This is a genomic window from Chitinophaga sp. XS-30 (assembly GCF_008086345.1).
Taxonomy (GTDB): Bacteria; Bacteroidota; Bacteroidia; order Chitinophagales; family Chitinophagaceae; genus Chitinophaga.
Genome location: NZ_CP043006.1, coordinates 4,282,413 through 4,295,046, shown reverse-complemented (window position 1 = coordinate 4,295,046; position 12,634 = coordinate 4,282,413). Strand labels below are relative to the sequence as shown.

General features: G+C 52.0%; 12 protein-coding genes. 5 read left to right on the top strand and 7 right to left on the bottom strand.

The features are described 5' to 3' along the window. Positions 1 to 147: 147 nt before the first annotated feature. Positions 148 to 1,167: a rhodanese-related sulfurtransferase gene (locus FW415_RS17470; protein WP_148387635.1), complete on the top strand. Its 1,020-nt coding sequence runs from the start codon at positions 148 to 150 to the stop codon at positions 1,165 to 1,167. 6 nt (positions 1,168 to 1,173) lie between these two features. Here the strand turns inward: FW415_RS17470 and FW415_RS17465 are convergent, their stop codons facing one another. Then, the gene (locus FW415_RS17465) at positions 1,174 to 1,878 is read right to left on the bottom strand and encodes a LytTR family DNA-binding domain-containing protein (protein WP_246858785.1); all 705 of its coding nucleotides are present in this window, start codon (positions 1,876 to 1,878) and stop codon (positions 1,174 to 1,176) included. Beyond that, on the bottom strand, positions 1,875 to 2,897 hold the full coding sequence (locus FW415_RS17460) for a sensor histidine kinase (RefSeq protein WP_148387633.1): 1,023 nt from the start codon (positions 2,895 to 2,897) through the stop codon (positions 1,875 to 1,877). Before FW415_RS17460 ends, FW415_RS17465 begins: the two co-directional genes overlap by 4 nt. Before the next feature lie 295 nt (positions 2,898 to 3,192). Between FW415_RS17460 and FW415_RS17455 the strand changes: the two genes are divergently transcribed. Next, positions 3,193 to 5,271, top strand: a complete 2,079-nt coding sequence (locus FW415_RS17455) for a glycoside hydrolase family 36 protein (RefSeq protein WP_148387631.1) — start codon at positions 3,193 to 3,195, stop codon at positions 5,269 to 5,271. A gap of 90 nt (positions 5,272 to 5,361) precedes the next feature. Here FW415_RS17455 and FW415_RS17450 read toward each other — a convergent pair whose 3' ends face one another. The 3 genes from FW415_RS17450 to FW415_RS17445 form a co-directional block, all read right to left on the bottom strand. After that, positions 5,362 to 5,805 carry a polymer-forming cytoskeletal protein gene (locus FW415_RS17450; RefSeq protein WP_168208863.1) on the bottom strand — a complete coding sequence of 148 codons (444 nt, stop codon included), beginning with the start codon at positions 5,803 to 5,805 and terminating at the stop codon, positions 5,362 to 5,364. 1 nt (position 5,806) lies between these two features. Then, positions 5,807 to 6,859 (bottom strand): ParM/StbA family protein, encoded by a 1,053-nt coding sequence (locus FW415_RS25035; protein ID WP_168208862.1) that lies wholly within the window; start codon positions 6,857 to 6,859, stop codon positions 5,807 to 5,809. Positions 6,860 to 6,997: 138 nt separating this feature from the next. Further along, on the bottom strand, positions 6,998 to 7,858 hold the full coding sequence (locus FW415_RS17445) for a DUF4349 domain-containing protein (protein WP_148387626.1): 861 nt from the start codon (positions 7,856 to 7,858) through the stop codon (positions 6,998 to 7,000). 141 nt (positions 7,859 to 7,999) lie between these two features. Between FW415_RS17445 and FW415_RS17440 the strand changes: the two genes are divergently transcribed. The 3 genes from FW415_RS17440 to FW415_RS17430 all read left to right on the top strand — a co-directional run bounded on the left by FW415_RS17440 (position 8,000) and on the right by FW415_RS17430 (position 10,016). After that, the gene (locus FW415_RS17440) at positions 8,000 to 8,542 is read left to right on the top strand and encodes a DinB family protein (protein ID WP_246858784.1); all 543 of its coding nucleotides are present in this window, start codon (positions 8,000 to 8,002) and stop codon (positions 8,540 to 8,542) included. A gap of 65 nt (positions 8,543 to 8,607) precedes the next feature. Further along, entirely contained in the window at positions 8,608 to 9,459 is an 852-nt protein-coding gene (locus FW415_RS17435) for a sigma-70 family RNA polymerase sigma factor (RefSeq protein ID WP_148387624.1), read from the top strand. An 83-nt stretch (positions 9,460 to 9,542) separates the two neighbouring features. Next, positions 9,543 to 10,016: a carboxymuconolactone decarboxylase family protein gene (locus FW415_RS17430; protein ID WP_148387622.1), complete on the top strand. Its 474-nt coding sequence runs from the start codon at positions 9,543 to 9,545 to the stop codon at positions 10,014 to 10,016. An 89-nt stretch (positions 10,017 to 10,105) separates the two neighbouring features. Here the strand turns inward: FW415_RS17430 and FW415_RS17425 are convergent, their stop codons facing one another. Continuing rightward, complete coding sequence (locus FW415_RS17425; RefSeq protein WP_148387620.1) at positions 10,106 to 11,224, bottom strand: TlpA disulfide reductase family protein; 1,119 nt, start codon at positions 11,222 to 11,224, stop codon at positions 10,106 to 10,108. 16 nt (positions 11,225 to 11,240) lie between these two features. Then, complete coding sequence (locus FW415_RS17420; RefSeq protein WP_148387617.1) at positions 11,241 to 12,623, bottom strand: RagB/SusD family nutrient uptake outer membrane protein; 1,383 nt, start codon at positions 12,621 to 12,623, stop codon at positions 11,241 to 11,243. Positions 12,624 to 12,634: the final 11 nt, after the last annotated feature.

The following is a 12,634-nucleotide window of genomic DNA, read 5'->3' as shown; positions in this document are numbered from 1 at the left end:
AATTTGTTTTGATTCTCAATATATTAATGAAGATGATCGGGTTTGCTTCAGCTGTGGATAAGTATTTTATGTACATTTGCGGCGTCATGTCACAAATTAGTGTGACAGAAATTTTGTTCCACCGGCGTTGGTCCTTAAAATTTCAACATGGTATTACATAACAGATTGTCTGCCACCGAGCTGAAAGCCCGGTTGGCAGCGGAAACATTCAGGCGGGTAACGGTATCCTTCTACCAGTACGCCAAAATAGCAGACCCACAGCTTTTTCGTGATGAGCTGTACCAGGCACTGTTTCAATTACAGGTTTTCGGCCGTATTTACGTAGCGCACGAAGGTATCAACGCGCAGGCCAGTATTCCCGAGCATCATTTTGAGGCGTTTAAGCAACACCTGTATTCCATTCCGTTTCTCAACGGTGTGCGATTGAACATTGCGGTGGACGACAACGGCAAATCGTTCTGGGTACTGCGGATCAAAGTGAGGGAGAAGATCGTGGCGGACGGGATTACCGATCCTTCGTTCGATATGGACAACCGCGGGAGGTATGTGAATGCCAGGGAGTTCAACAAACTGGCAGAAGACCCGGATACGGTGATCATCGATATGCGGAACCACTACGAGTTTGAGGTGGGGCATTTTGAGCGTGCGCAGGAAGTGCCTTCGGATACCTTCCGCGAGCAGCTGCCTATGGCTGCGGAGATGATGGAGCCTTACAAGGACAAGAATATCATCATGTACTGCACCGGTGGCATCCGCTGTGAAAAAGCCTCGGCCTATATGCTGCACAGAGGTTTCCGTAACGTTTTTCATCTCGAAGGCGGCATTATCGGGTATGCCAACAAAGCTAAGGAATGGGGGCTGCCCAACAAGTTCCGCGGCAAGAACTTCGTATTCGACGAACGTCTCGGGGAGCGAATCAGTGAAGATATTATCAGCCAGTGCCACCAGTGCGGCGAGCCTTGTGACACCCATACCAATTGTGCCAACGAAGGCTGCCACCTGCTGTTCATTCAATGCGAAAAATGTGCGGCAAAATACAACGGCTGTTGCAGCGAAGCCTGTACCGATATACTGGCACTGCCTGAGGAAGAACAGGCGCAGCTGCGGAAAGGAGTGGACAAGGGGCTGATGCTGTTCAATAAAAGCCGCCGCCGGCTGAAGGGTTGATGTGATTTACCTTTTCAGGTACCGGTTATTCAATATCTTCTGCATTACTTCGTCTTTCAGGTTACGGCTGACGGGGATGTGGTGCCCGTTCACCAGCAGTTCATTCCCTTCGATGCTGTCTATTTTCTCCACGGCCACAATGAAGGATTTGTGCACTTTTACGAATCGTTCGCCCGGCAGATAATCTTCCACGCCTTTGAATGTCAGGTAGGTGATGAATTTCCGGGAGGTGGTGTGTATAGCCACATAGTTCTGCAGGGCTTCCGCATACAGCACATCGCTGAAGGCGATCTTTTCCAGCTTGTTATCGCATTTGATGAAAAACCAGTCCGCCTGGCCTTTCTGCCGGAGATTGAGCTGTGCTTTGGCTTTCAGTACCGCTTTCAGGAAACGTTCGAATGGCACGGGTTTCAGAAGATAATCGAGCACGTCCAGCTCAAAGCCTTCCAGCGCATAATCAGGATGGGCCGTTGTCAGCACCACCAGCGGCGGCGCGGGCAGTGTGCGCAGGAATGCCAGGCCCGTCATCCTTGGCATCTGGATGTCCAGGAACATCAGATCTATTTGCTGTGACTGCAAAATAGCCGCAGCTTTGGGGGCGCTGTCGCATTCCCCGGCCAGCTCCAGGAAATCCACATCACCGATATATTCTTTCAGCCCTTTGCGGGCAAGTGGCTCGTCATCCACAATGAGACAGCGGATATTCATCATATATTGATGGTTAGTTGAACATTACAGGTGCTATCATTGATCGCGATCTGAAGATCATGTTTGTCCGGATACAGCAGCTCCAGCCTCCGTTTTACATTGGCCAGTCCTATACCACCGGGAGAAGGCGCTGCTTTCTCTTCCGTGGTATTGAACACGGAGAAGCGGAACTGCTGTCCCTGTTTCTCCATCCTGATACGAACGGCGCTGTGATGGTGGGTGGAGAGGTGCTTGAATGCATTCTCCACAAAAGGGATGAGCAGCAACGGCGCTATGGGAAAGCCCTTCACTTCCGCACCGGTGCTGAATTGTATGGTATATTGCTCATCGTGGCGGAGCCTTTGTATGGCTACATAGTTTTCCAGGTATTGTATTTCCTTTTCAATATCGATCTGTTCCGTATTGCAGTCGTACAGCTGATAGCGGAGCAACTCGGAGAATTTCATCAGTGTTTCGCGGGCCGGGCGGTTCTCTTTATCAATCAGGAAGTAGATGGTGTTCAGGGAATTGAAAAGCGAATGGGGGTTGATCTGGGAGCGGAGGAACTGCAGTTCCTGCTCTGCACCGGCCCTCAGTGCGCTTTGCAGGCGGTGTAAGGTCCGCAATTGATCGATATAGAATTTTATTCCGGCAGCAGCGCCCACCATGAAGAACAGCGGAATATACACATCATACACCTGCGCCCGGAAAGTGGCATTGGGCCAGTGGGTGATGCTGGAGGCATAGGGGAGCAGAATGAGGTGCAGCAGCCGGATAACGATAAAACCCGTTAACAGGACAAGCACTGTGAAACTCAGGGCGAATGCGGCGTAACGGCGGGTGTAGAGGAAACGGGGGATGAGGATGTAATTGGTAAAATATACGGCGGCAGCCAGGGAAAGTACTTTCAGCAGGCCGGCGAGGACGGTGGGCTGCAGGTCAGGATAATCATCTATCCGCAGGGCCATCCATACCACAAAGAATGCGATCCAGAACAGCACATGGTGCAGCCGCCAGTCGATGATCTTTTTAAGGATGTTCATACCGTAAGTTAAATGTAAGGTATTCCGGCGACAGGGGAATTACACGAAAGGAAGCGCTGGCTTGACAAGTTGCGGCGGTTTCGTTTTTCCCCGCGTAGGGGATGCGGGGCAGCAGGGCGACAATATTATCGGAACGGGTTTTCCGATGCGCAGGTTTTCTCTTTCTGCCAGCAGGCAGCAGGATGACAATATTATCGGAACGGGGGGCTGTCCCGGGCAGGTGTGGAGGAAAAGTATTGATCCGCGAGTCTCCACCGGCCTGTCCGGCCAGCCCCGCTTAATATAATCAGGAATAATGAAAAAACCGGTACTGCTGTTATGTATTGTTCAGGTTATTATGGCAAGCGCTACGGCGCAGGATTCCACGATGATCGGCAACCGCTTCCTGCAAAGGCAATTCGTTATCGACCGTAACGGGTTCCATACGGCGGTTTTTGTGAATAAGCTGTCCGGCCGCAACTATAACCGGTCGGGGTCCGAAGAATTTTATTTTGCTGTGGACGGCAGAAGCGTCAGCGGCACAGATGCTACCTTTATTGTTACCCGCAAATCCCTGCACCGGAGACCGGACAGCGCTCAGGAGCTGCGCGTCCTGATGAAGGGCGAACAGGTATCCGTGGAACTGGTGTACGAGTTGTATGACGAACTGCCGGTTATCCGCAAACAGCTCATCATCACCAATAACACGCAAAAACCGGTGGCCATCACGGACCTGGAAGTGGAACGGCTGAACCTGGAGCCCATCAGCCAGCAGATGACGGACATCATTTCCGAATACGGCACCCACCTCACCTGGCGGCCTTATGACGGGAACCACCACGATGCTGCGGTAATGGTGTACCATACTTACGACCGTGAAGGCTTCATTCTGGGGAATGAGGCGCCCAGCGTGCTGAAAAAAACGGAGGTCTTCCGGCATAACCTCCGGGTTTCCATCGGGATGAACGAGATCGGTCATCCCTATCCCTTTAAAAAATGGCTGGCGCCGGGAGAACGTTTTACCAGCCCGAAAGCCTTCATCTGCATGGTTAAATCGGATAAATGGGAAGATGCGTTCGAGGGGCATTTTGCCGATTTCGTCCGCACCCGGCTGGGAGTCAAGCTGTTCAAACGGGATGAAATACCTTTTTCTTTTTACAACACCTGGCGGCCCTTCTTTACAAAGATCAGCGATACACTGGTGCGAAAGCTGGCGGATGGTTTGTCCGGATCAGGGACCGACCTGTTCATTATCGATGACGGCTGGCAGGCCCGCCATGGGGATTGGGAAGCGCATCCCGTAAAATTTCCCGACGGGTTGAAACCGGTATGCGACCATATCATCGAAAAAGGCATGAAGCCCGGCCTCTGGCTGAGCCTGGCTACCGTGAGCAGGGAAAGCAGGGTGTTCAAGGAGCATCCGGAATGGGCGGTGCTCGACAAAGCGGGGAAACCCACTTACCTGCACGTGAATTCCAATGAACATTGCACCATGTCTTTATCGACAGGGTATGCAGACCATATCCTGCAACGAATGAAAGCGCTGGTAAGGGAGAACCGGCTGGCATATCTGAAGCTGGACTTTGCCATTATCAATTCCGCCTATGTGCTGGATTATGCGCGCAAAGGGGATTATGGCGCGAAGAAAGGCGCCCCTGACCGGGAAAGCTCCTACTACGCTGCCTATGAGAACGCCATGCGGATATTTGATTCTCTGCATGCCGAGTTCCCGGATCTGCTGATAGACTGTACCTACGAGGTCTGGGGAGAGTACTACATCAATGATTTTGCCCTGATACAGCACGCGGATTACGACTGGCTGACGAATTACAACGAAGATCCGCCATTGGGGCCGATCAAGATCCGCCAGATGTGCTACGACCGGGCAAAGGTCATACCCGCGGCCACCAACCTGATCGGCAATCAGTTGATCGACACGGATTTTTCCCGTTATACCTTCCTTTCACTGGCATCCGGTAAACCGATCATTGTAGGTGACGCGAGAAAGCTGACGCCTGAGCTGAAAAGCTGGTATGCCAAATGGAATGCCTGGTTTAAAATGATGGATGCGCGATACCAGTTCACCCGTTTTTCGCAGACTTCTGATGTGTTCCCGCGGGCCGGTACCGGCAACTGGGACGGTTGTTACAAGTTCAACCGGGAAAAAGACGGCGGCGTGCTGTTCTTTTACCGCAACGGATCGCTGGATACCAGCCGGACGTTTGCGATGCCTTTGGTGAATGCGTTGCACCGCTACAGATTGTTTGATCCGGAAACCGGTTCTGTTTTCGGGGAATACAACGGGCAGGACTTGCTGGAAAAAGGTATTACGGTGCGGATACCGCGGCAGTTCGAAGCAAAGGTGCTGGGGATTGAAAGTGTGGAAAGGAAATAGTGTTGCGGCAGGCTGTATGGCTGTATGCAGGCTTCCGGCAAGCCGTTTGTAAAACCCTGACCTTGGGTCTTGCAAAGACCCGGGAATACGTCAGAACCAGGTGTTCACCTGCCCGTCTGATTCCGGTTCACGGGTTTCCTCGGGATCGGGTTTAGGTTCCCCGGGGATTTCCGCCGGGGGATGCAGTACATCTTTGCGGATGGCGCCCTCGATCACGGCGCCTTCCCTGATTTCCATCGTCATGGCAGTTACATCACCTTTTACATGCGCCTTGTCGCAGATCACAGCTTTGTTGGTCACCTGCACATCGCCCTGCACCTTGCCCCATATGATCACATCCGGGGCATATACATGCCCCCGTACAACGGCCTCTTCCCCGATGACGATCTGGCCCGTGGAGCGCACATCGCCATTCACCCGGCCTTCAATACGCCCGGGAATGGCCGCTTCAAGACCGCCGCTCACCGTCACTTCCCTGGGCAAAACGAAGCTTTTTGCCGGGCCCTGTCCCTTTAAAAAATTGAAGATCGACACGTTATTGGATTGTAGTAGTATGGGTATCGTTTTCGAAAATGGAAATGATGGAACTGGAATTACCGAGATCCAGCCCAACGCTTCTGGCAGCCTTGTTGTCGGATATCCGCAGTGAATTGTAAAGATAACCGATACTGATCAGCTTTTCAGGTTCCGGCGCTACTTCCACGGGAATGAAATCGCGGAACTCCTCGATAAAGGCATCCGTCAATTCTTTGTAGTGCGCACCGCCACCCATCAGGTAGATCTTTTCGCAGTTCTCATAATCGAGATCTGTAAAATAGCTGCGCATCAGCGGAGAGATCACTTCCCGGTAATATTGGGTAAGCACCGTTTTGCGCATTTCCCGCAGGTCTATCCGTTTACGGTTGGTGAAGATCGAGCCTTTCATGAAAGCATCATCTACCTGGTGCTCATTCTTCATTTCCAGGTAATACTTCTGGTTCAGTTCCCGGGTGAGGTTATTGATCGCGTAGCGGATGCCGTGGGAGCTGAAACAGGTACGGTGCACCAGACCATCGCCGGTAGCCATGCCGCCTTCCACGGTGCCGAAACCGAAGCTCACGGCAATGAAATTGTCCAGATTAGGATTGTTGGTCGTTTTTTTCAGGCCAATAATGCCGCCTACGATCTCGGGGATCACCTCAAACTTTTCAATATCGAACATGCCTTTTTTGAAAGCGCCGTTGTTATTGAACGTCTGCGTATCATAATCCACCAGGAAGTGCCTTTTATTCAGGAACTGCTCTGCGGCTGTTTTGTAAACATTGTAGGTAGAGAACGGGAATCCCATGGTAATGGAGATGGGCTGCTGCACTTTATCCAGCGTATTCAGCAGGGCAGCTTTGAACAGTATCTCATAATCCTCCTCCGAAGGGGATGCGTTGGTGATCCTGCCCGGGTTGATCCCGCCTCTCTTGGCGAGGTTGCCCACCAGATACCATTTTTCGTCCTTTTTGATCTTTAAGCCGTTCAACAGGTCTTTGGAGGAATTTTCATTGTTGCCGAATGCGGATTCGAACACGCTAGGGAATGCAATAGTTGATACCTTCATAAATACACGGTTTGAATTGGATAGTGGCAATAAATATATAAAATATTGATAAAGAAGAGAAATCGGGCGCATTATTTTATGGTGAAGCTGTTAGACCCCATCCGCCCCGCAAAAATAGGCATAGGCGGATGAATGGCATCAGAACCGCAGGTTTTTCAGCTTCTTGTACCCTATCCATCCGGCAAGGAGCAGCAGGAGGAAAGGCCATAAACGCACGAAGAACAGGAGGATGCTCCGGCAGACATCCAGACCGTTGAGGAGTGCGGAACTGAATTCCTTCCCGAAAGCCGGCCGGATGATCTGGCCCGGATGAACGATTGTTACTACATCCGCCGCAGCCGGCTGGAACAGCTCCACGCTGAAAGTGGCGTAGTGCGTGTCGTCCTGTATGCCAAGGTTGGCGATCTGCCGGTCGATCTTCCTGTCTTTTCGTATATCCTCATACGTGGCAATGTCAAGCGCCGTATTTTTCTTGTCCGGTTTCACCGTTGCGGGTGTTTCGTTGTTCCGCAAGGCATTGGAGAGATAGTCCAGCGTCTTGTCCTGTTCCCGGAGTGTGCGGTATTCAATGAAGGCGGCCGTTCCCGTAAGGAGATGCACAACGGAATCGAGGCCGCTCACCGGTATCCGCAGTGTAAGGCTGGCGGTGGGTGTGTAAAGCCTGACGCGTTTGAGGGAATCCCGGGTATAAGGCATATCCCGCGTTGCGCCGTATTCGTTCCGGATGCTGCTTTCCACGATCATGCCGTTCATGCCGCTGACGGTATGTTCCAGCAGGGAAGTAGCCTGTAATACGTTGTTGACCCGGCAACGGACATCGGCAGATCTTACCCGCTTCCTGGATGGGGAATGCAGCAGGGCCATATCATTCGGGAATGCGATGGAATCTGCCGCTTCGGCGTAGGCTGTTGTGGTTTGTGCGGTTTCGTTCACTGCTCCGGACTGGCATGCCGAGAGCAGTATGGCCGGTACGGCCAGGTAATAGAAAAGAGAGCGCATAGGGTAAGTTTTCTCTTTATGCCGGTTGCGGGGAAGATGTAACCTGGAGGAAATGTTAAAGTAAGCTTAATAAGCAGGGTGCGTAAGCGTTGTATAAGCCAGCCTGTGATTTTGCAGATCGGTATTGCTTATCTTTATCTTATGATGAAAAACGAAATGGCATCACGCGCATCACTGCCGGAAGTCTGGCAGAGAGGGCCGGTACCAGGTATCCCGCCGTTACTTCAGCCCGTGGCCCATGCACTGTTGCAGGCAAGAGAAGAGTTGGAAGCGTTGATGGGAGGATTCGCAGATGCATGGCTTTGGCAACAGCCGTCAGGTGTGGCTTCCCCTGCCTTTCACTTGCAGCATCTTTCCGGTGTGGTGGACAGGGTGTTTACCTATGCACGCGGGGAAGCCTTGTCTGCAGTACAACTGGAGTTATTACGGCTGGAAGGTGTTGCATCTCAACCTGCACTTACAGTTGAAAATCTGGTCATGCGTTTTCGTATTCAGGTAGATGCAGCATTGGCGCAACTTTCGGGAACAGATGAAAGCATACTGACGGATTTTCGCGGAGTTGGCCGGAAGCAGTTGCCATCTACCGTTATCGGGTTGCTGGTGCATGCTGCGGAACATACGATGCGGCATATCGGGCAGCTGCATGTTACCGTAAGGATCATCAAAGCCGGATATGATGAATAAAAATTAGCATCGTATCTTCTACCCGATTTTTAACATGCGAACAGGAAATCAAACCTGTGTGAAAGATGGAACCACTCAGAGCCTTGCTCACCACTTACGCTTATAATATTCTCGGTTCACTCGAAGAAGCAAAAGATATTGTACAGGATGCATACCTGCAATTCATGCGCCTGGATGAAGAAGATATACGTGAGCCAAAAGCTTACCTCATCCGCACGGTCATCAACCTGTCCGTTAACCGCAAGCACAGGCAGCAGAAATTGCGCGCCGCCTATTATGGGGAATGGTTGCCCGAGCCGGTAGCCACGGAGCGCGCGGACACAATGCTTGACCGTAAAGATGTATTGTCCTATTCCCTCATGGTGCTGCTGGAAAAGCTGGATGCCCGGCAACGCGCGGTATTCATTTTAAAAGAGGCATTCGACTATGAGCATGCGGAAATAGCCGCTGTGCTTGATATCACCGCAGAACATTCCCGCAAGATACTGAGCCGCGCAAAAAAGCAGCTGGCGCTGGAACGGAATGCAGACAGGCAGGATGCAAGCGCCGCGGATATGCAAAAGTACCTGGAGGTGATCCGGCAGGGCGATGTAACCCGGCTTGAACGGATGTTGTATGAAGATGTGGTGCTGAAGGCCGATGGCGGCGGAAAAGTAACCGCCAGCAAATACCCGGTATGCGGAAGGAAATCCGTTATGGCCATGCAGCTGGGCATATTCAGGAAATTTTATGCCGATGCAGCTATAACGATCAGCATGATCAATCATCAGCCTGCATTCTTCATTTTCATCGGAGATCAGCTGGTCAGCTGCCAGATATTCACCTTTGCGGGCGACCGCATCTCGGAACTCTATATCGTCCGTAACCCGGATAAGCTGCGCACTTTGCAAAAGCATTATGATGATTGCAGGATATGAGAAAATCTCTGTAAAAAAAATCCCGGAACCTGTCACGTTTCGCACCGCTTGTTTGTCTTTATACGCAAATAATTTTCGAAACCATGGAAAGGATCAATTACCGGGAATACCCGGACGGCCTGATGCAGGCCATGAGAACGGTGCAGACGTATATTGACAAGTCTGGCCTTGATCACCTGTTGCTTGATCTGATGCGGGTACGCGTGTCCCAGATCAACGGCTGTGTGTATTGCCTGGATATGCATTTCAAGGAAGCGGTACATGCCGGGGAAGACCCGTTGCGGCTGATCTCTCTTCCGGCCTGGCGGGAAGCGCCATACTATTCACCGGTGGAACGGGCCGTACTGGCTTTTGCGGAAAGGCTGACCAGGATGCCGGAAGGAGATGACGGGGAGGGGCTGCATGATGAATTGCTTCTGCATTTTACCAAACAGGAGATCGCGCTGCTCTCTGTAGCGGTGGCCCAGATCAATTCCTGGAACCGGTTGATGAAATCGTTCAATCCGGAGGCGGGAAATTATGTGGTGGGGTCGAAAGGGAAAGACCCCGAAGCATGAGGTATCATATAAACCATTGCAAGCGTGAAAAAAGGAGGTTGCCCGGGGTATCCGGACAACCTCATCTATATACAGCGATGGGAAACAGATTATTTATTGATCTCCGCCATTACCCTGTCGTACAGTGCCTGGCCCCGTAATCCTCTGGCGATCACTTTACCGTTTTCATCCAGCAGGAAATTGTCCGGTACCGCGTTGATGCCAAATAGCTGTGCTACGGGTTCCTGCCATTTCTGCAGGCCGGATACGTGGTACCAGGGCATACCGTCTTTGATGATCGCCCGTTTCCAGTAGTCCGCATTGTCATCCAGCGAAACGCTGATGATATTGAAGCCTTTTTCGTGGAAGGCATTGAAGGCCTTCACAACATTCGGGTTCTCCGCGCGGCAGGGGCCGCACCAGCTGGCCCAGAAATCCACCAGCGTAAGTTTTCCGCTTTTCACCACTTCCTGCAGGTTGAGGGGATTGCGGGCGGTATCCAGTGAAGAGAAGGAAGGCATAACGCTGCCGATCTGTATCTTCTTTGCCATAGCCAGCCGCTCCGCCAGTTCCTGGCCGGTGGGGGTGTTGCGGATGTCTTCATCCAGCAGGTTGTACAAAGGCGATATTTTCGCATAATCGATCTGGGCCCCGGCTATCTGGGCCAGTGTTTCAACGGAGATATGCGAGCCTGGATGTTCGCGGATGAACCGGACGCGCACATTGTGCATGGAATCGAGCAGTGCGGAATATTCGTTCTGCAGGCCTTTGAATGCATCGGTCTGCTGCGCTTCCCTAGGCGTGCGTGCGGCGCTCATTCTCAGCTCAACCAGCCTGCTCAGCACAGGTGAAGTTTGTTTCTCCAGATGCTCAGCATCCTGGTTGACCTTTGTGCCCTTTACAGTGGCATAACGAATGGAATCCTTGCCGGTGATGGAGATAAGGCCATCCTCCAGGTAAAATTTCCGCGAATCTTTCCGCTGGGTCCGCAGGATGGGTTTTTCAAGCCTGATGTAAGCCAGCGTTGGTTGCGTTACAACGCCGCGGAACTCGAACCGTCCGTTGATGGCTACCGTTGAATCCGACAGTTGTTTTTGATCATCCATATAATTGATGAACACGCTGTCTTTTCCTTTCCAGCCCGAGATCTTCCCTTTGATGTGAAAATTTTCCTGTGCGGAAGCGCAAAGCGGCGCTGCGGCACATAAGTATAACAGATATTTTTTCATACGGTGTTTTTATGGATTATTCGTAACCCGGGTTCTGACCAAGGTTAGGGTTGAATTGCCTGTCTTTGAACGGAATAGGAAACAGCGCGGCTTCCGTCCGCCAGCCGGGTTTACGGGCGCCAAAGATGATATCCGCCTGACCGGTTCGTTTCACATCGAACCAGCGGTGCCCGAATTCGGCGAACAGTTCCGTCATTCTTTCTTTCATGATGGCGGCCAGCAGCGGTTCTTTGGCGATATCCGGACTGATGTCGGATAACAGGGGCAGTCCGGCCCGGCTACGAACGGTATCCACATCGGCGATGGCGCCGGAGAGATCATCCTGCATGGCGCGGGCTTCTGCGCGGATGAGGTATTGCTCTGCGAGGCGAAGCACTACGGTGCCTTCTTTTTTGGCGTTGGCCTGCGTGTTGGAAAAAGTTTTGTATTTCGCGGGGCCGCGGAAGCCATTTGCACCCACCCGGGTCCAGGCATCCGTACGAAGGTCCCCGGGCTCAAAGGCGGCATCGAGCCAGGTACTGAAACGGTAAGTGGGATTGACTTGCGAGCTGGTGATGGCACTGCCTTCCGAAGTATATAAATTGGCGCCGGCATTGCCCAGTTGGAGAATAACTTCGCCGGAAGTGGCAAGGAATGTTTCTTCCAGCGGCCCCATTTTGTAGAATCCTGCGTTAATGACTTTTGTGGCTTCGGCTTCCGCTTCTTCCCAATTCCCGGTGTACAATTGTACTCTCGCCAATAGGGCAGTCGCTGTCCATTGGTTGCCTCTTGCCCGAAAGCCGGTACCGGTATGCTGGTTGCCGGCCTTTTCCTGTGCGTAGCGGAGGTCTTGCCGGATCTGTTCATAGACCTTTTCGGGAGATTCACGGAACAGCAGTCCATTGGTGCGGTAATCTGCTGTTGTGGTCAGTGGCACAGAGTCGTACATATTCACCAGGTAGAAATAGGCCAACGCACGAAGGAAATGCGCTTCGCCTGTCAGGAATTCCTTGTTCGCCGGGGCGATGCCCTTTGAGTTGCCGATATGCGTAATCGCATTGTTTGCCTGGTAGATAGTGCTGTAAAAAGAGCCCCATAATGCACCGTTGATCGTGTTCATAGAGGCATTCAGATTATTCTCGAAGAAAAGCGGGAACTCCCCGGTCAGCGAAGTTTTTTCCAGTTCGTCAGCGCTGAGGCCCAGGTTTCCCGTCATAGCGCCGGTAAACGGACTGGCTACCCAGCCGGATACCAGGCCGGCGTAAATGCCCCGCATGGCGGAATTGGCCTTTGCATCGGTGGAAAAAGCGGATTCGGTGCTGAGCTGCGTAATGGGCAGCGGAACGTCCACAAACTTGCGGCAGCCTGTTATTGCCGTTCCTGCGATGAGTATAATAAAGAGCCTGTTAAGACTTTTCATATATGAAGATT

Excerpts from the sequence above, each read along its gene's own strand:
- FW415_RS17470 (WP_148387635.1), top strand. The coding sequence starts at position 148 with ATGGTATTACATAACAGATTGTCTGCCACCGAGCTGAAAGCCCGGTTG.
- FW415_RS17465 (WP_246858785.1), bottom strand. The coding sequence starts at position 1,878 with ATGATGAATATCCGCTGTCTCATTGTGGATGACGAGCCACTTGCCCGC.
- FW415_RS17460 (WP_148387633.1), bottom strand. The coding sequence starts at position 2,897 with ATGAACATCCTTAAAAAGATCATCGACTGGCGGCTGCACCATGTGCTG.
- FW415_RS17455 (WP_148387631.1), top strand. The coding sequence starts at position 3,193 with ATGAAAAAACCGGTACTGCTGTTATGTATTGTTCAGGTTATTATGGCA.
- FW415_RS25035 (WP_168208862.1), bottom strand. The coding sequence starts at position 6,859 with ATGAAGGTATCAACTATTGCATTCCCTAGCGTGTTCGAATCCGCATTC.
- FW415_RS17445 (WP_148387626.1), bottom strand. The coding sequence starts at position 7,858 with ATGCGCTCTCTTTTCTATTACCTGGCCGTACCGGCCATACTGCTCTCG.
- FW415_RS17440 (WP_246858784.1), top strand. The coding sequence starts at position 8,000 with ATGATGAAAAACGAAATGGCATCACGCGCATCACTGCCGGAAGTCTGG.
- FW415_RS17435 (WP_148387624.1), top strand. The coding sequence starts at position 8,608 with ATGGAACCACTCAGAGCCTTGCTCACCACTTACGCTTATAATATTCTC.
- FW415_RS17430 (WP_148387622.1), top strand. The coding sequence starts at position 9,543 with ATGGAAAGGATCAATTACCGGGAATACCCGGACGGCCTGATGCAGGCC.
- FW415_RS17425 (WP_148387620.1), bottom strand. The coding sequence starts at position 11,224 with ATGAAAAAATATCTGTTATACTTATGTGCCGCAGCGCCGCTTTGCGCT.
- FW415_RS17420 (WP_148387617.1), bottom strand. The coding sequence starts at position 12,623 with ATGAAAAGTCTTAACAGGCTCTTTATTATACTCATCGCAGGAACGGCA.